This window comes from Campylobacter showae, from assembly GCF_963515975.1.
GTDB lineage: Bacteria > Campylobacterota > Campylobacteria > Campylobacterales > Campylobacteraceae > Campylobacter_A > Campylobacter_A showae_F.
This window is the reverse complement of record NZ_CAUPZM010000005.1, coordinates 43,292-58,555: the sequence shown is the minus strand read 5'-3', so window position 1 is coordinate 58,555 and position 15,264 is coordinate 43,292. Positions and strand designations below refer to the sequence as shown.

Genomic DNA, 15,264 nt, shown 5'->3' with positions numbered 1-15,264 from the left:
CCTAGCAAATTATTTTTTTATATTGATAGAATTTGGGGGATTTTCATGAAAGCAGACGTTAGTTTAGAGCTATTTTTAGATAGCGGCGTATCGGTGCTGGCTAAACATATAGAGCTTTTAAAGGCCGTAGAACACACTAAAAGCATAACCAAAGCCGCCGAGTACGTCGGCATCTCGTACAAAAACGCATGGGATAGCCTGGACGCGCTAAATAACCGCTCGGATGAACCGCTAATCGCAAGAGCCGAAGGCAACAAGAAAAACAGCGGCTCGGAACTCACGCCATACGGCAAAAAGATGATCGCGCTATACGACGCGATGCTAGAGAGCCAAAAGATATTTTTAGAAAAAGTTTGTTCAAATATAAACGTCGATACGAACGAAATTTTAAATTTACAACGCATGAGCATGAGTCTAAGCGCCAGAAACCAGCTAAGCTGCGAGATCACGGACGTAAAAACGGGCGCGGTAAATTCGCAAATAAGCGCCAAACTCTCAAACGGCGAAATTTTACGCGCCAACGTCACGGTCGAGTCTGAAAAAAATCTAAATTTAAAGGTAGGCAAAAAGGTCGTATTTATCTTTAAAGCCCCAAGCGTAATGCTCGCAAAAGAGGAAAATCTAAAACTAAGCGCGGCAAATTTACTAAAAGGACGCGTTATCGAGGCTAAAATCGGCTCCGTAAACGCCGAAATCGTGCTAGAAATCAGCAATCATCAGACGATAACCTCCATCATCACCAAAGAAAGCGCGATGCAAATGCGCATCGGCGTGGGCGACGAGCTCACCGCTATAATCAAAGCAAGTCAAATCATAATAGGAGTATAAAAATGAAAAAAACATTTTTTTCGTTAGTCGTCGCGGCTCTCGCGGCTTTTCATCTAAACGCTGGCGAGATCAACGTATTTGCCGCAGCAAACGTCACTTACGCTTTCGACGAGCTAAAAGCGGAGTTTGCTAAAACAAATCCCGACACCAAAGTAACCGTCACTCTAGGAGCTAGCGGCGCGCTATCTACCCAGGTCAAAAACGGCGCTCCTGCCGACGTTTTCATGGCGGCGAATATGAAATTCGTAGAGGATCTATACGACACCAAATTTGCCGTAACAGAGCCCGTAGTATACGCCCAGGGCGCGCTTGCGCTATTTACGATCAGAGATATCGATCTAGCTAAGGGCATAAATGCGGTAGAAGGCCTAAAAGCCATCGCGATCGCAAATCCTGAGACCGCTCCGTACGGCAAAGCTAGCGTCGAAGCTCTAAAAAAAGCGGGCATCTACGATAAAGTCGAAAAAAACGTGATCCTAGCAAAATCTATCGGCGAAGCTCTAAGCCAAGCTCTAAGCGCTGCGGATGTAGGATTTATCGCGGCTTCTGCGATGTACGATAAAAAAATGGCCGAGTACAAAGAGGGCAAAAACTTCATCCTTATAGATCCTGCGCTTTACACTCCGATCGACCAAGGCATGGTTATCCTAAAACACGGCGAAAACAATCCTGAAGCAAAAGCTTTCTACGACTTCATCAGAAGCGACCGCGCGAAGGAAATCTTTAGAAAATTTGGATACAACATCTAAATGATAAAGGCTAAAATTTCGGCGATAGAGCAAAATGACGGTGTTAGCGTTTTTGAGTTTAGCGCCGAAAATTTAAGCCTAAAAATGCTCTCTTTGGAAAATCTACAAAATTTAAAAATCGGCGACGAAGTTTTGCTAAATTTTAAAAGCTCGGGCGTATTCGTCGCTACTTCCCCGCTTTTAAACTGCTCTGTTTCAAACGAGATAAAAGCGCGAATTTCAGACATCCAAAAAGGCAAGATCACAAGCTCGCTACATCTAAACGCGGACAAATTTGAGTTTGAAAGCATCATCTCTACGGCATCGCTAAAGCGGCTAAATTTAGCGCCGGGCGATCAAATTTACGCCTACGTCAAGGCAACCTCGCTCTACATCGCATGATAGAACTAAACTGCATAAAAAGCCTAAACGGCGCAAACGGGAAATTTGATCTAGACGTAAATTTGAACGTAAAAAAGGGCGAATTCGTCGCCTTGTACGGTAAAAGCGGCAGCGGCAAAACCACGCTTTTGCGCCTAATCGCGGGCTTTGAAACGCCTGATAGCGGAACGATAAAAGCAGGCGGAAGAACGCTTTTTGAGGGTAAAAACTTCGCTCCGCCGCAAAGCCGAAATATCGGGTTTTTATTTCAAGACTACGCGCTTTTTCCAAATATGAACGTGATGAAAAATCTGCTTTTTGCAAACGACGACCTAAATTTAGCCCGCAAGCTGCTGGGTCTCGTCGAGATGAGCTCGCTAGAAAACGCCGCCATCTCGCAGCTCTCGGGCGGTCAAAAGCAGCGCGCCGCCCTAGCCCGCGCACTCATGCGAAAGCCCGAAATTTTGCTACTCGACGAGCCGCTTTCAGCCCTTGATAACGCCATGCGCGAAAAACTGCAAGACTACCTTGCCAAGGTGCACGCCGAGTTTGATATGACGACGATTTTGGTTAGCCACGACGTCGCGGAGATTTACAAACTCGCGTCCAAAGTCTTCGTGCTTGACGGAGGCAAAATAACGCAAGAAGGCGGGCCGGGCGAAATATTTTTGAGACGCAGCGGCTCGCAGAAATTTAGCCTGCCGGCTAAAATTTTAGAGATCTCAAAGCGCGACGCCATCTACGTAGCCGTAGTCTCCGTAGGTCAGCAGCTTTGCGAAGTAGCGCTAAGCGCCGCGGAAGCCGCAAATTTAAAATCAGGCGACGAAGCGGCGATAAGCGCCAAAGCGTTTGGGCTAAATTTACAAAAAAACGGTAGCGAAAACGACGAATTTTACGGTGCGAAATCAGGTAAATTTGACGAGCGAAACGATCAAATTTACGCGCAAAGCGAGCCAAAATGAGTATCGACTTTACGCCCTTTTACCTCTCGCTAAAGCTTGCTTTTATCTCGACTGCGATCCTATTTTTTCTCATGCTGCCGGTTGCGTTTTGGCTTAGCCGAGCGAGTTTTAAATTTAAACCCGTGCTCGAGGCCGTGATCTCGCTGCCTCTCGTGCTGCCGCCTTCAGTGCTTGGATTTTATCTGCTTGTTTTTCTCTCGCCTTACAACTTTTTGGGCAAATTTTTTGAGGGAACCTTTGATATCCGCTTGGTTTTTAACTTTTCAGGCCTCATCATCGCTAGCTGCATTTACTCGCTGCCTTTTATGTTTCAGCCGCTTCAGGCGGGCTTTGCGAGCCTGCCAAAGAGCCTTTTTGAGGCGAGCTACTCGCTGGGTAAAGGAAAATGGGAGACGCTTTTTAGAGTCGCTTTGCCAAACATCAAACCCTCGCTTCTAACCGCGCTCATAGTGAGTTTTGCGCATACTTTGGGCGAGTTTGGCGTCGTGCTGATGATAGGCGGCAGCGTGGGGGACAAGACCAAAGTCGCTAGCATCGCCATCTACGAGGCCGTCGAGCTCATGGACTATACAAAGGCGCACGTTTATTCGGCAATTATGCTGTTTATAAGCTTTGCAGTGCTATTTTTAGTCTATTTTTTCAACAATTCACACGCAAAGAGGACGCAATGAAAGATATAAACGCAAATCCGGTCAAATTTAGCGAGCTAACAGACGGCAAAAACTGCATCGTTTTTACATATCCGAAAATGGGCGAGAGCGGGAAGTTTTTACCGGAAAATTTAAAGGATTTAAAGGGGCTAACCGGCTGCACGCTTCAGTGCAAAGCCTATCAAGAAAACCTTGCAAAGCTAGAATCCGCAGGCTTTACGCTAATAGCCGCCAGTGCTCAAAGCGTAGAAAAGATGAATGAATTTAAACAAAGCGTAGGCGCGAATTTTATCTTTTTAAGCGACGAAAACTTCGAGCTAGAATCACCGCTAAATTTGCAAACTTTTATCACGAACGACGGCAAGAAATTTTACCGCCGCCAAACGCTGATCATCAAAAACGGCGAAGTCGTAAAAAGATTTAACGACGTAGCCGAGCCCGCAAACGACGCGGCAAACGTGCTAGTGGCGATAGAGCGGCTTTAAATTTTAGCTGATTTTCGCAAGAGGGCGAGAGATTTAGGGCTCAAATTTGGACGCGAATTTGAGCCGTTTTAAACTCAAATTAAAAACCCAAATTTGATGCTAATTTTAAAACGCACGCGAGTAAAACCGCAAGTCAAATTTTAAATTCCCGTCAAACGCAAATTTAACCTAACCCAAAATAATTTTTTTATATAATTACGCAAAAATTTAGGCGGGATATGAATCTTTTTTCCATAGAATTTGGCTTGTGCTTTTTTATTTTTTGGCCGATTTATTATTTTTTAAACGCGCGCCCGCACCTGCAAAAAGCCGTTTTACTCGCCTTTTCTTACCTATTTTTAGCCTCGTTCGGGCTTAAATTTCTAATCATAAATTTTATCTTTAGCACCGCGGTTTTTCTTTTTGTGAGGGCAGCTCAGAGCAAGGACTCAGCGATTCCGTTCGCCGCGGGCGTTATTTTTGTGCTTTGCGCGCTTGCGTTTTTTAAATACGGCGGGTATTTTACGATCAAATTCGGCGTCATGAGACTAGAAACCATCATTTTGCCGCTTGGCATTTCGTTTTATTCGTTTATGAGCATCTTGCTGCTAAAGGCCGTGCGAGACGGCGAGCTAGAGGCGCCCGGCTACTTTGATACGCTGATTTTTCTTAGCTTTTTTGCCGCGATTATTTCGGGTCCGATTTTGCGGCCAAAGCCCTTTTTCGAGACGCTAAATTCACCCAAGGTTTTTCGCGCTAGCCCCGTTATATTCGCGCTTTTATGCTCCGCGCTTTTTAAAAAGCTCATCGTCGCAAACCATCTTTTCGAGATAGTTAATCCCGTTTTTGCCGCACCCACACTGCCCGCCTCGCAGCTTTTAGGCGCGCTTTTTGGCTACAGCGTACTGCTTTACGCCGATTTTAGCGGCTACGTGGACTTCGTGACGGCGCTAGGACTCATGTGCGGTTTTGTTTTGCCGCAAAACTTCAACCGCCCTTTTACGGCGCGAAATTTAAAAATTTTCTGGCAAAATTGGCACATCAGCCTTATGAATTTTTTCAAAGAGTGCGTCTATTTCCCGCTGGGAGGCAGTCGCGGCACGCAAGCGCAAACACAGCTAAACGTGATGCTAGTCTTTGCAATCTCGGGCATCTGGCACGGCGCGGGGCTTAGCTTTTTGCTCTGGGGGCTCATCCACGGTCTTGGCGTCGTGTTTTTAAACTTAACCGACGAGCGCAAATGGCTAAATTCGGCCATACTAGGACGATATTTGACGTTTATTTTCGTGAGCATGGTTTGGGTGTTTTTCACGATGGATTTTGAAGGGGCGGTGCGATATATCGGGGCGGTTTTTAGAAACTCGGACGGCGAGCTTCTTGCGATTTGCGCGCTGTTTGCGGGCGTTTTTGCTTTTGTATTTTTATACGCCGCGCTTGACGTTTATCCGATTTTGGTTAAATTTTTTGAGAATATAAACGTTATTTTTTCAGCCGTTTTTTTGGCGATTTTTGGGATAATTATTTACTTTTTGATGCCGTCTGGTATGCCTAATTTTATATATCAAGGATTTTAATGAGAGCGTTTTTTGGGGTATTTCTCGCGTTTTTTACGCTGATTGCGCTATTTTTGCGACCGCTGTCAAACTACTACGAAGCCAAATATCAAAAGGATTTTTTCATCGCAGACGAGCGCGCGATGGCGCTGAGCGATAAATTTATAAACATCGCCGAGGACGGCTTACAGAGCGCAAAATCGGCTTTTGATAAATTTACGGGTATTTTTTCGGGCGATAAAAAACAGACCGCAACGAGCGCTAAAACGGAGCAAAATTTAACAGTATCGCAAACCGAACCGTCAAATTTAAACGCCCAAAATGCGCAAAATTTAACGCCTAGTATCAGTCCGGTAAAAGAAGCGAATTTAACGGCTCAAAGCGTTCAAGCGCCTACTAAAACAGTTTCAAATTTAGATAAAAACGGCTCGCTAGCCTCAAATTTAACGCCGAGCGCTCCGAGCAAAACAAGCAAATCCGCGTTTTTTGATATCGAACTAAACGAAAATTTGGGTGTCATCTTGATAGGCGACTCCATAATGCAAGGCTTTGGCTGGGGCTTTGAAAACGCGCTAAAAACGAGCAAAATCTCAATCAAAAATATGGCAAAAGCAAGCACTGGACTAACCAATAAGAAATTCTACGACTGGAGCGAGGAGCTAAAAACGGCGCTAGCTAGCTTAGAAAATCGCCCGCAAAATCTGCTGATATTCGCGCTTTTTGGCGCAAACGACGCTTATAGTTATACATTTGACGAACAGGCGCTGGACTTTGGCACCGACGCGTGGCGCGAGGCCTACGAGGGCAGGATCGCCGAGATCTACGAGATCGCAGGGCAGCACGGCGCACAGGTCGTGTGGCTGGGAGTGCCGTGTATGAAAAGCGAGAAATTCGACAAAAAAATGAAGGCGCTAAACCTGATTTACAAGGACGCGGCGCAAAAATACGGCGCGCGCTACATCGACATCAGCGGCGCGATCTGCGATAACGGTAAATATCTAAAAGAAGGCGCCGACAAAAAGCCGTTACGCAAGGACGACGGTATGCACATCAGCATGAACGGCGCCAAAAAGATTGCCGTCTACGTCGTGGATAAGCTACTAAACGGGCAGAGCGATAATTTTTAGTCAAATTTGAGTTTGGATAAATTTGCAAGCTCCGTAAATTTTCACGGTCGGAAATTCTTAAAATTTGGAGTTTGTAGAATCTATAAATTTGAAGTTTCGCCGAATTTTGCGTCTTAAATTTGAGCAAATTTGCCGAGCCGTTCGCAAAATAAATACGGGCGCGCCCCAACTAGCTTACACCGACTTTCACCGTACAGCGCGGCCAAATGCTCGCTCGTATAAAATAAAATATCGCGCGAAATAAGCGCGCGGCCGTCTTTTTTGCCTCGAACGGTTATTTCGCCAAACCCGCCGACGTTTTACTGTCCGACCTAGATACAAAACGGTATTTTGCCGCAAAACTTTACCGCAAAATCGTCAAAATCGCTAGAAACGCGGACAAACCGCGCTTGGCGCCTTTACGTCGTCTGCGGTGCGCGCTTTCTTTATCGACGTAGATTTTATCGGTTCGTTTTTTATTTTCGCCGTCTAGGCAAATTTAAATTTGCCTCAAATTTGAGCAACAAAACTCGAATTTAAACTATAGCCGGCGTCAAAACCGCGTAAAGCTCGCGCCGACCGTGTCAAATTTCAAATTTACGTAGCTGCTAAATTTAATAAATCCACTTCACGACGTCGCTTAGTTCGCGGCGGTATTTTATCGGCTGTGGGTTTAGGCGGTAGCCAAATGGCACGATGAGGCTCACGCGCTGCTTGCTCGTATCAAGGCCTAAAATTCTATTTAAAGCCGCCTCGTCAAAGCCCTCGATCGGGCAGCTGTCAATGCCAAGGCTCGCCGCCGCGGTCATCATGTTTGCCGCCGCGATATAGCACTGTTTGCTCGACCAGTGATATACCAGCTCGTCATCGCCGTGAAAGCGGCCGCCTAGAAAATCGCCGTAAAATTTCTTCCTCGCGGCGATCATCTCCGGCGCCTTGTCACCGCGGCGATCGATCATTTTTTCCACGTATTCGCCCACGCTTTTAACCTCGGCGACTTTAGCAAGGATGACTACTAAATGCGAGCAAGAGGTGATTTGCACTTGATTCCACGAAACAGCCTTGATTTTCTCTCTAAGCTCCTTGTTTTGCACGACTAAAAAGTCCCACTGTTCAAGCCCCGTAGAGCTAGGACTTAGCCTGCCGGCCTCCAGGATAAAGTCGAACTCGCCCGCGCTGATCTTTTTGTTCTCGTCAAAAACTTTGCACGCATGACGAAATTTCATAGATTCTAAAAAATTCATTTTCGCTCCTTTGGTTTTTATGGTTACGCTAAATTATATAAAATTTGACCGAATTTAAGCTTAAAAAGAATTCAGGATAGAGGCAAATTCGCCCGCGCAAAGCGGACGAATTTGTTATTTTGGGCTAAATTTACTGAGCCAAAGGGTTATTTAGCTCCACGACATTTACTTTGCCGTCCTTATGCGCTAGAGCGTAGATGGTATCGCCCTTTATCGCCATACCCGAGATATCGCCGATTTGCGGCATCGCGTAGGCGTCTATCACCTTTGCGTCGGCAAGGTCGATCACGAGCAAGGTGTTGTAGTTTTTGGAGTAGGCCAAAAATTTACCGCCCGCGACGTCGCCAGCCGTGACGTAGTAGTCCTTTAGATCGCGTTTATCTTTTAGCGCGAGGGCTGACGTCACGATAGTTTCGCCGCTTAGCATCTTGTCTTTGCTATCGACTTTGATGAGGATCAAGTTCTTAGCGCGCTCGTTTGGTACCGTGATCATATACATATAGGTGCTTTGCGGATCTTTTGCGAGCGTTAGGACGTATTGTTTTTTCGCCCTTATAGTTAGAAGCGCAGGGCGGTCGAATTTCCACGCAGACTCGAGCCGACCGGTGCTCTCTCTAAAATATCTCCACTCGTGATACGCATCCACATTTTGGGCAGGTTTAACGGCAAATGTCGTTTTGTTAAAGCCTGTAGTCACCAGCATATCGCCGACAAAGGTCGATGCGACGGCCTTTTTGATATTGCGGCCGTTTGGCTTGTCGATGATAGCATGAGCGATCTCTTTAAAATTTGCGTCCGTAAAATAAACTCCGCCTTCGGTGTTTGAGATACCGAAAGTATCGTTTTTAGCGTTATACGCTAGGCCGCTCGTTACGCCTTTGCCAAAAATTCCCTTTGTCTCAAAAGGAAGCGGGAAGCTGTTTTTCACGCTAAGCGCAGGCTTCACGTCCGTAAAAGCGCCGGCGCTTGGATCGGAGTTAAATTTGACGCTTATATCTTTTGGCTCGCCCGCTATAAACGGATCCTCGACGACGTTTGCGCCGGTGAATGAAAACGGCTTTTCAAACCTTTTCCAAACTCCCGAGGTCCAAGTGTTGTTTAGGCTGATGCGCTCAGGATCTCCCTTGCCGCTATACGGCGGGATGCCTGCCGAGATGAGCGCCTGAACGGCATTTGATAGGATGACAAATAGGCTCAAAGCGATCACGAATTTTGAATACGCGTTAAGAGGCTTGACCCTGGTATCTGCGCGCGCGATATCGCCCGAGACGACCTTGTCCTTGGCAAAAAGCATCATCAGCCCCATCGCTACGACCACGATCCAATACACCAAAATACCCCAAGTATAAGTATGCGCACCGAATATATCGCCGCCAAAGCCCATACCTACGTCTCTATATAGGCTAAAACTCGCGTGTCTTAGCGTCATAAAAATACCGTATGCAGCGCCGAAAAGCACGGCGGCTATATAGCGCGCCTTTAGGCCGTAGCGCAGTATCAAGATGCCCGCGACGCCAACTACGACCATACCGATGCGCTCCCACCAGCAAAGCGTGCAAGGGCCCTCTCCGATGACGTAGCCAAGATAAATGTTTGCGATACCGACTGGGATAGCAAGCACGAGCAAGACCGCGGTAGCCATGACGAAGTCGAAATTTTTCTCGTTAAAAAAACTCATCCGGCCCTCCTAGTATGCCGCGTAAGGCAGCAGGGACGTCCAGCTGGCGATGAAAAACATAATAAAGCAAATCGCCGTCCCCACGGCAAATGCGCCAAACGCTAAGCCCTCTTTTTCAGGCTTTTTCCAAGCTATAAAAACGGCTATAGCCAGAAAGAGAAACGATAAAAATTCCATTTTATCTCCTTTATTTCGTTAAGATTAGATTGTAATTTTAATTTAATTCTTTTATATTCTTGCTTAAATCTTGAGATATTTTTGATAATACATTGCAGATTGCTCTAAAATTTGGGGAGATATTTTTAGAAATTTGACGGGTTTGGCTCGCGATAAAACAGTAAAATTTACGAATTTTAAGGGCGAGCTTAGCTGTAAATTTATGATTTTATTTTGCAAGATTTTACTAAATTTTATTTTTAAGGATTTTGGCTGTTACGAATTTTAGCAGCCCAAATTTGACTAAATTTATATTTAGAAAACTTGGCTGTTTTAGTGATTTTTGTAAATAAATTTGATTAGGCTTGCTGTTTTTGACCGCCGTTTCGGCTGATTTTAAACCATCTAAAATTTGACCAAATTTAAAGCCGTCAAATTTACGCCAAGCTCGCAAGCTTAAATTTAAAGCCCATTAGCGTAAATTTATGCCGTATTCGCCGCGTTTTTTAGCTACGCCGACGACTGCCGAGCTCTCGTAACCAGCCTCTTTTAGACGAGACAGAGCCAAATTTGCCTCGCTTTGCGGCACGGCTAGCAAAAGTCCGCCCGAAGTCTGCGCGTCGTAAAGCAAGATATCCGCATCGCCGTTAACGAATTTACATGCAAATTCACGGTTTTTGTAGCTGCCCTCGGGGATGATACCCATATCGGCAAACTCGCGCGCGGCCGCTATCACGGGCACGTTATCAGGGTAAATTTCAAAGCTGATTTTATCATTTAGCATTTCGCTTAAATGCCCTAAAAAACCAAATCCCGTAACGTCGGTCGCAGCCGTTACGTTGATGCCTTTTAGCGCGTCCACGGCATAAAAATTTAGCTGCCGCATCGTCTCGACGGCCTGTTCGATTTGGGTCAAATTTAGCAAATCGGCCTTGATCGCCGTACTTAAAACGCCCGTTCCCAGCGGCTTTGTGAGTATGAGCGCGTCACCCTCTCGCGCGGCGTTGTTTGACCAAAAAGAGTTTGGCGAAACGACGCCCGTGACGCTAAGTCCGTAATACATCTGCTGCGTCTCTATCGTGTGTCCGCCCACGATCACGCCGCCGCACTCGGCGACTTTATCCTGTCCGCCGCGCAAAATTTCGCCCAAAATTTCGCCGCTTAGGTTGCAGCTGTCAAAACCGACGATATTTAGCGCGTTTAGCACCTTGCCGCCCATAGCAAACACGTCGCTTAAGCTGTTTGCGGCCGCGATCTGACCGAATATAAACGGATCGTCCGCCACCGGCGTGATAAAGTCCAGCGTCTGCACGAGCGCGATGTCGTCAGTGATCTTAAAGACGCTCGCATCCTCGTTCGTGCCGATGTTTGAGAGCAAATTTGGGTGAGCTAAATTTAAATCGCCGATAGTTTTGTTTAGACCCGACGGGTCAAGCTTGGCTGCTCAACCCGCCGCTCGGACGAATTTCGTGAGACGTTTGTCGTTATAAATCATAGTTTGATTTGCTCGTGCGTAGTTAAAATTTGCATGACTTCGTAGGCGTTTGACATCTCGCCGACGCTTAGGTCGCTTACGAGTTTGTACGCCTCTAGGCAGCTGCCGCAACTTAAAATTTTGACGCCCGCAGCTTCTAAATCTTTAAGCGGTTTAAAGCTCGGATGAGCGCGGTTCGTCGTCATTTTGATGGCGTTATTTACGCAAATGACGTACTCCGGTTTTTCCACCTGCAAAAGCGCGCCTAAAAATTTAGATAGCAAGCTAACGCCCACGTTACCGCTTCCGGCGTATTCTTCGTTTAGATAAACGACCGTTTTTTTGGTTTTTGGCGTGATTTCGCAGACAAATTCGTCAAAATTCGTTAGCTCAAGTTTGGATTCGCCCTTAACGGCGGTGATTTTTGTCTCGGTGCCGTTTTGCTCAACGTTAAATTCGACGTTTTGGTTTTTTAAAAAGCGGCTGATATTTTCTTTAGGAGCGATGGAATTTACTAAAATCTCAAGCTTTTCGCCGTTTTTTAAGCCTTCAAGCGCGTTTTTGGTTCTGATGACCGGCTCAGGGCAAGCTAAATTTCTACAATCGATTTGCATGATTTTTCCTTAAATTTATTACTCTTCAACCTGAAGTCTAGTGGGAATTTTATCTAAAAGATTTTAAATTTCGTATAAAAAAGAGGCTTGCAAACTCGCCTCTGAGGCAAAAAGGAGAAAAATTTCTCCTTTTTTATTATTTTAATTTTGGATAAGTTTTTTCGTATTCAGATACCGGGATTTTGTTTTTAGAGATGAGCTCTTGGTACCAGTAGTGGTGGAGTACGTAAACCTCTTCTTCTTCTTTATAGCCCGTTATCATCGACCAGATAGCGCCGTGTATCGCGATAGCCGCCATGTAGATGTGTACTAGGAAAAATACCGCGCAAACGATACCAAGAACATTATGAACTAGCGCAGAAGCTCTTAAAACTTCGATCTGAGATACGCCTAGCCAGGTTGCAACGTCTGGGGTTCTAAAGTCAAGGAAAAACATCGCTGCGCCGGTTAGTATCATCACGATACCACCAGGGATAGCTACCCAGTACCACGCCTTTTGGCCGGCATTAAATTTGCCAGCAGGTACGGGACGTTTAACTTTTGAGAGATATCCGCCGATGATCAGCATCCATCTGATATCATAAACCGCAGGCAGCATCCTCACGGTCCAAGCTATCAACATCGGAGGCACCGAAACGGCAAATAAAATAGTAGCCAGTCCGTGGATATCCTTGCAAAATCTAACAAACGCACCGCCGCCAAGCTCCGCACCCCACATCATGATGACGCCGGTCGGTATGAGCACTATCCATGCGATCGCCGCAGCGCCGTGAGATACGCGCTCTATCATATTAAACGCATAGACTTTTTTGCCGTCGTGGCTGAAGTGTTTCGGTCCGATGATCAAAAAGTGCAGAACGAACGCGCCGATAACAGCCAAAATAAGCGACAAAGCCGCTATCGCGAAGTAGTCGTTGCCCTGAATAAACGTGAAAATCGGCCCCAAACCGTCTTCGTAAGGCTTAATGTTTTCGATTCTACCGGCAGCCCAGATATTGCTCTGGTATTGGTTCGTGCTAGGACTCGCCTCGATAGCGAAGGCCCAACAGGCGAAAACCGAAAGCAAACTAAAAATTCTCGTCATGCTATCTCCCTTTGGTTTTGTTTTCCGCCTTAAAAAGCTCGTCGTGGTCGGCATCCAGCCAAAGGCTAAATTTTCGCGGATTTTCGTGAAATTATATCAAAAAATAACGTAATGCAAGCTTAGCGCCGAAACATCGCTTTTTTAGGCGGTTATGGCGCATTTTTATCAAAATCGGGGTCAAATTTATAATCCGCTATATTAATTCATTTATATAAGCTAGATTTTATTTATCTTAAATTTAACTTCGTTTGTGATTAAATTTGCGACAAATTTGGCAAGCGATAATACAAATTTTAAATTTGGCGCTAAAAAGGCACAGATTTATGGAGCCGCACACTAGGCGCAAGCCAAATAAAAGATCGCCGCAAAATTTGATTAAATTTATCGCCAAAAACGGCGCCTCAAAATATCAAATTTACACCCCAAAGGACACTGTTCCTGGCGTCAAATTTAGTTTCGCCTCTCGTACTCTTCAAAGCCGAATTCCCGCACGGTTACAAGCTCGCCGTTTTCTTTTAAAAGCAGCAAATCAGGCAGCTTAATGCCGTTAAAGGTCGTGTTTTTTACGATCGTGTAGTGGATCTGATCCTCAAAGATTATCTTATCGCCCACGCTTAGCGGCGCGTCGAATTTATAATCCGGCTCGCCAGCGTCAAGCCCCACGATATCGCCTGCTAGACAGGTATTTCCGCCGAAACGGTAGATAAATTTACCGCCTTTGCTCTCGCCTCGCACCGCCGGTCGGTACGGCATCAGCACGGTGTCAGGCATATGCGCCTCGGCCGAGACGTCTAGGATGGCTATGGTTTTTTCGTTTTGCACGAAATCAAGCACCGAAGCTGCCAAAAATCCCGTCTGCCAGCCCACCGCCTCGCCGGGCTCTATGTAGACCTCGACGCCGTATTTTGCGCGGAAGCTTTTGATCAAATTTATGAGCAGATCCACGTCGTAGCCCTCTTTTGTCACGTGATGTCCGCCGCCGAAATTTATCCACTTCATGCGCGGGATAAACTCGCCGAATTTCTCCTCAAACGCCATCAGCACGGTCTCCAGACTCTGCGCGCTCTCCTCGCAAAGCGCGTGAAAATGTAGCCCCGTGATACCCTCAAGCGCGTCTGCGTCAAAATTTAAACGAGTGATGCCTAGGCGGCTATACCTGCCGCACGGGTTATAAGCGTCAGTCGGCGCGACGGAGAGTTCCGGATTTACGCGAAGGCCGCAGGTAACGCCCGCAGCTAGGGCCTTTTGCTTAAATTTCGCCCACTGTGCAAAGGAGTTAAAAACCACGTGCTTTGAGAGCGCGAGCACCTCATCTATGTCCTCGTCTTTAAAAGCGGGAGAATACGTGTGTATCTCGCCTCGAGCGTATTTTGCGGCAAATTTAGCCTCGTGCAGGCCGCTGCACGTCGCACCGTCTAGGTATTCGCCGACAAGCCCCATCACGCCGCTAAATGCAAAGCCTTTTAGGGCGACTAGCACCTTCGCGCCGCTTTCATCCTTGACGCGTTTTAAAATTTCGAGATTCCCGCGCACCTTGGCCTCTTCGCAGACGTAGGCGGGTGTTTTTATTTTGCTTAATATTTCGTTCATTACGGCTCTTTCATTTAAATTTTCGCGTAAGTATATCTAAATATTTTTTTAAGTAAAATCAAGAAAAAAATTTAATTTTAAAGGCGAATTTATGGTAGAAATCGAGTTTTTGGGCCCGATAAAGATGCATAATTTAAAGCTGGAAGCGGCAAATTTAAGCGAAGTAAAAGAAAAACTAGGCGAATACGCACAGCTCGGCGAGTGGCTAAAAATCTGCGCCGTCGCCGTAAACGACGAGATAGCGAGCTCTCTTGACGCGCCGCTAAAAGACGGGGATAAAATTTCCATTTTACCGCCGGTTTGCGGAGGCTGAGATGCAGATTTTTGAAGGAAGCCTCGACGCCAAGGCGATCACAAACGCCTGGTACGACGAGTTTAAGGACAAAAACTGCGGCGCGCTCATCACGTTTACGGGCATCGTGCGCGAGGAAAGCGGCATAAGCGCGCTTAGCTTTGATATCTACGAGCCGATCCTGCGCAAATGGCTAGCGGGCTGGGAGCAAAAAGCAAAGGATCTGGGCGCATACGTGCTTTTTGCGCATTCGCGAGGTGACGTGCCGGTGCACGAGAGCTCCTACGTCGCAGGCGTCGTTAGCCCGCAAAGAAAGGTCGCCTTGCGGCTGATAAACGAGTTTGTAGAGGACTTTAAGGCTAACGCGCCGATCTGGAAATACGACATCATAGGAGGCGAACGCATCTACGCAAAAGAGCGCAGCCAAGCGATCAAAGGTGCCGGACTTTTAGCGTAGCGC

Annotated in this window: 17 protein-coding genes; 10 read left to right on the top strand and 7 right to left on the bottom strand. The window is 46.5% G+C overall.

Annotated elements, in window-relative coordinates:
* The first annotated feature begins 45 nt into the window (after positions 1 to 45).
* From RWM02_RS02885 to RWM02_RS02850, 8 genes are all read left to right on the top strand, one after another.
* Complete coding sequence (locus tag RWM02_RS02885; RefSeq protein ID WP_122863693.1) at positions 46 to 828, top strand: TOBE domain-containing protein; 783 nt, start codon at positions 46 to 48, stop codon at positions 826 to 828.
* Positions 829 to 830: 2 nt separating this feature from the next.
* Positions 831 to 1,577, top strand: coding sequence for a molybdate ABC transporter substrate-binding protein (gene modA, locus RWM02_RS02880; RefSeq protein ID WP_314069000.1), 747 nt, complete (start codon positions 831 to 833; stop codon positions 1,575 to 1,577).
* Positions 1,578 to 1,958, top strand: a complete 381-nt coding sequence (locus tag RWM02_RS02875; protein WP_314068998.1) for a TOBE domain-containing protein — start codon at positions 1,578 to 1,580, stop codon at positions 1,956 to 1,958.
* Complete coding sequence (locus RWM02_RS02870; protein ID WP_314068996.1) at positions 1,955 to 2,899, top strand: ABC transporter ATP-binding protein; 945 nt, start codon at positions 1,955 to 1,957, stop codon at positions 2,897 to 2,899. The genes RWM02_RS02875 and RWM02_RS02870 overlap by 4 nt, the downstream gene beginning before the upstream one ends.
* The gene (gene modB / locus RWM02_RS02865) at positions 2,896 to 3,570 is read left to right on the top strand and encodes a molybdate ABC transporter permease subunit (protein WP_314068994.1); all 675 of its coding nucleotides are present in this window, start codon (positions 2,896 to 2,898) and stop codon (positions 3,568 to 3,570) included. Before RWM02_RS02870 ends, modB begins: the two co-directional genes overlap by 4 nt.
* Positions 3,567 to 4,034: a redoxin family protein gene (locus RWM02_RS02860; protein ID WP_314068993.1), complete on the top strand. Its 468-nt coding sequence runs from the start codon at positions 3,567 to 3,569 to the stop codon at positions 4,032 to 4,034. Before modB ends, RWM02_RS02860 begins: the two co-directional genes overlap by 4 nt.
* A gap of 218 nt (positions 4,035 to 4,252) precedes the next feature.
* Positions 4,253 to 5,587: an MBOAT family O-acyltransferase gene (locus RWM02_RS02855; RefSeq protein WP_314068992.1), complete on the top strand. Its 1,335-nt coding sequence runs from the start codon at positions 4,253 to 4,255 to the stop codon at positions 5,585 to 5,587.
* Positions 5,587 to 6,693: an SGNH/GDSL hydrolase family protein gene (locus tag RWM02_RS02850; protein WP_314068990.1), complete on the top strand. Its 1,107-nt coding sequence runs from the start codon at positions 5,587 to 5,589 to the stop codon at positions 6,691 to 6,693. Before RWM02_RS02855 ends, RWM02_RS02850 begins: the two co-directional genes overlap by 1 nt.
* Before the next feature lie 593 nt (positions 6,694 to 7,286).
* Here the strand turns inward: RWM02_RS02850 and RWM02_RS02845 are convergent.
* The 7 genes from RWM02_RS02845 to nspC all read right to left on the bottom strand — a co-directional run bounded on the left by RWM02_RS02845 (position 7,287) and on the right by nspC (position 14,512).
* Positions 7,287 to 7,916, bottom strand: coding sequence for an NAD(P)H-dependent oxidoreductase (locus tag RWM02_RS02845; RefSeq protein ID WP_314068988.1), 630 nt, complete (start codon positions 7,914 to 7,916; stop codon positions 7,287 to 7,289).
* A 130-nt stretch (positions 7,917 to 8,046) separates the two neighbouring features.
* Positions 8,047 to 9,594 (bottom strand): disulfide bond formation protein B, encoded by a 1,548-nt coding sequence (locus RWM02_RS02840; RefSeq protein ID WP_314068985.1) that lies wholly within the window; start codon positions 9,592 to 9,594, stop codon positions 8,047 to 8,049.
* Positions 9,595 to 9,603: 9 nt separating this feature from the next.
* Positions 9,604 to 9,771, bottom strand: a complete 168-nt coding sequence (locus tag RWM02_RS02835) for a hypothetical protein (protein WP_002949057.1) — start codon at positions 9,769 to 9,771, stop codon at positions 9,604 to 9,606.
* Positions 9,772 to 10,222: 451 nt separating this feature from the next.
* Entirely contained in the window at positions 10,223 to 11,245 is a 1,023-nt protein-coding gene (selD, locus tag RWM02_RS02830; protein WP_390887718.1) for a selenide, water dikinase SelD, read from the bottom strand.
* Positions 11,242 to 11,838 carry a sulfurtransferase-like selenium metabolism protein YedF gene (gene yedF / locus RWM02_RS02825; RefSeq protein WP_314068983.1) on the bottom strand — a complete coding sequence of 199 codons (597 nt, stop codon included), beginning with the start codon at positions 11,836 to 11,838 and terminating at the stop codon, positions 11,242 to 11,244. The genes selD and yedF overlap by 4 nt, the downstream gene beginning before the upstream one ends.
* Positions 11,839 to 11,974: 136 nt before the next feature.
* Positions 11,975 to 12,922, bottom strand: a complete 948-nt coding sequence (locus RWM02_RS02820; RefSeq protein ID WP_314068981.1) for a formate dehydrogenase subunit gamma — start codon at positions 12,920 to 12,922, stop codon at positions 11,975 to 11,977.
* A 450-nt stretch (positions 12,923 to 13,372) separates the two neighbouring features.
* Positions 13,373 to 14,512, bottom strand: a complete 1,140-nt coding sequence (gene nspC / locus RWM02_RS02815) for a carboxynorspermidine decarboxylase (protein ID WP_314068979.1) — start codon at positions 14,510 to 14,512, stop codon at positions 13,373 to 13,375.
* A gap of 91 nt (positions 14,513 to 14,603) precedes the next feature.
* Between nspC and RWM02_RS02810 the strand changes: the two genes are divergently transcribed.
* Positions 14,604 to 14,825: a MoaD/ThiS family protein gene (locus RWM02_RS02810; protein WP_122862513.1), complete on the top strand. Its 222-nt coding sequence runs from the start codon at positions 14,604 to 14,606 to the stop codon at positions 14,823 to 14,825.
* Between the two features lies 1 nt (position 14,826).
* Complete coding sequence (locus RWM02_RS02805; protein WP_314068977.1) at positions 14,827 to 15,261, top strand: molybdopterin synthase catalytic subunit; 435 nt, start codon at positions 14,827 to 14,829, stop codon at positions 15,259 to 15,261.
* Positions 15,262 to 15,264 lie beyond the last annotated feature (3 nt).

What these genes read in the sequence shown, in the direction of transcription:
- RWM02_RS02840 (WP_314068985.1), bottom strand. Translation starts at nt 9,594, where the DNA reads ATGAGTTTTTTTAACGAGAAAAATTTCGACTTCGTCATGGCTACCGCG.
- modA (WP_314069000.1), top strand. Translation starts at nt 831, where the DNA reads ATGAAAAAAACATTTTTTTCGTTAGTCGTCGCGGCTCTCGCGGCTTTT.
- nspC (WP_314068979.1), bottom strand. Translation starts at nt 14,512, where the DNA reads ATGAACGAAATATTAAGCAAAATAAAAACACCCGCCTACGTCTGCGAA.
- RWM02_RS02820 (WP_314068981.1), bottom strand. Translation starts at nt 12,922, where the DNA reads ATGACGAGAATTTTTAGTTTGCTTTCGGTTTTCGCCTGTTGGGCCTTC.
- RWM02_RS02885 (WP_122863693.1), top strand. Translation starts at nt 46, where the DNA reads ATGAAAGCAGACGTTAGTTTAGAGCTATTTTTAGATAGCGGCGTATCG.
- RWM02_RS02835 (WP_002949057.1), bottom strand. Translation starts at nt 9,771, where the DNA reads ATGGAATTTTTATCGTTTCTCTTTCTGGCTATAGCCGTTTTTATAGCT.
- RWM02_RS02870 (WP_314068996.1), top strand. Translation starts at nt 1,955, where the DNA reads ATGATAGAACTAAACTGCATAAAAAGCCTAAACGGCGCAAACGGGAAA.
- RWM02_RS02810 (WP_122862513.1), top strand. Translation starts at nt 14,604, where the DNA reads ATGGTAGAAATCGAGTTTTTGGGCCCGATAAAGATGCATAATTTAAAG.
- RWM02_RS02850 (WP_314068990.1), top strand. Translation starts at nt 5,587, where the DNA reads ATGAGAGCGTTTTTTGGGGTATTTCTCGCGTTTTTTACGCTGATTGCG.
- RWM02_RS02875 (WP_314068998.1), top strand. Translation starts at nt 1,578, where the DNA reads ATGATAAAGGCTAAAATTTCGGCGATAGAGCAAAATGACGGTGTTAGC.
- RWM02_RS02805 (WP_314068977.1), top strand. Translation starts at nt 14,827, where the DNA reads ATGCAGATTTTTGAAGGAAGCCTCGACGCCAAGGCGATCACAAACGCC.
- RWM02_RS02855 (WP_314068992.1), top strand. Translation starts at nt 4,253, where the DNA reads ATGAATCTTTTTTCCATAGAATTTGGCTTGTGCTTTTTTATTTTTTGG.
- RWM02_RS02860 (WP_314068993.1), top strand. Translation starts at nt 3,567, where the DNA reads ATGAAAGATATAAACGCAAATCCGGTCAAATTTAGCGAGCTAACAGAC.
- RWM02_RS02845 (WP_314068988.1), bottom strand. Translation starts at nt 7,916, where the DNA reads ATGAATTTTTTAGAATCTATGAAATTTCGTCATGCGTGCAAAGTTTTT.
- yedF (WP_314068983.1), bottom strand. Translation starts at nt 11,838, where the DNA reads ATGCAAATCGATTGTAGAAATTTAGCTTGCCCTGAGCCGGTCATCAGA.
- modB (WP_314068994.1), top strand. Translation starts at nt 2,896, where the DNA reads ATGAGTATCGACTTTACGCCCTTTTACCTCTCGCTAAAGCTTGCTTTT.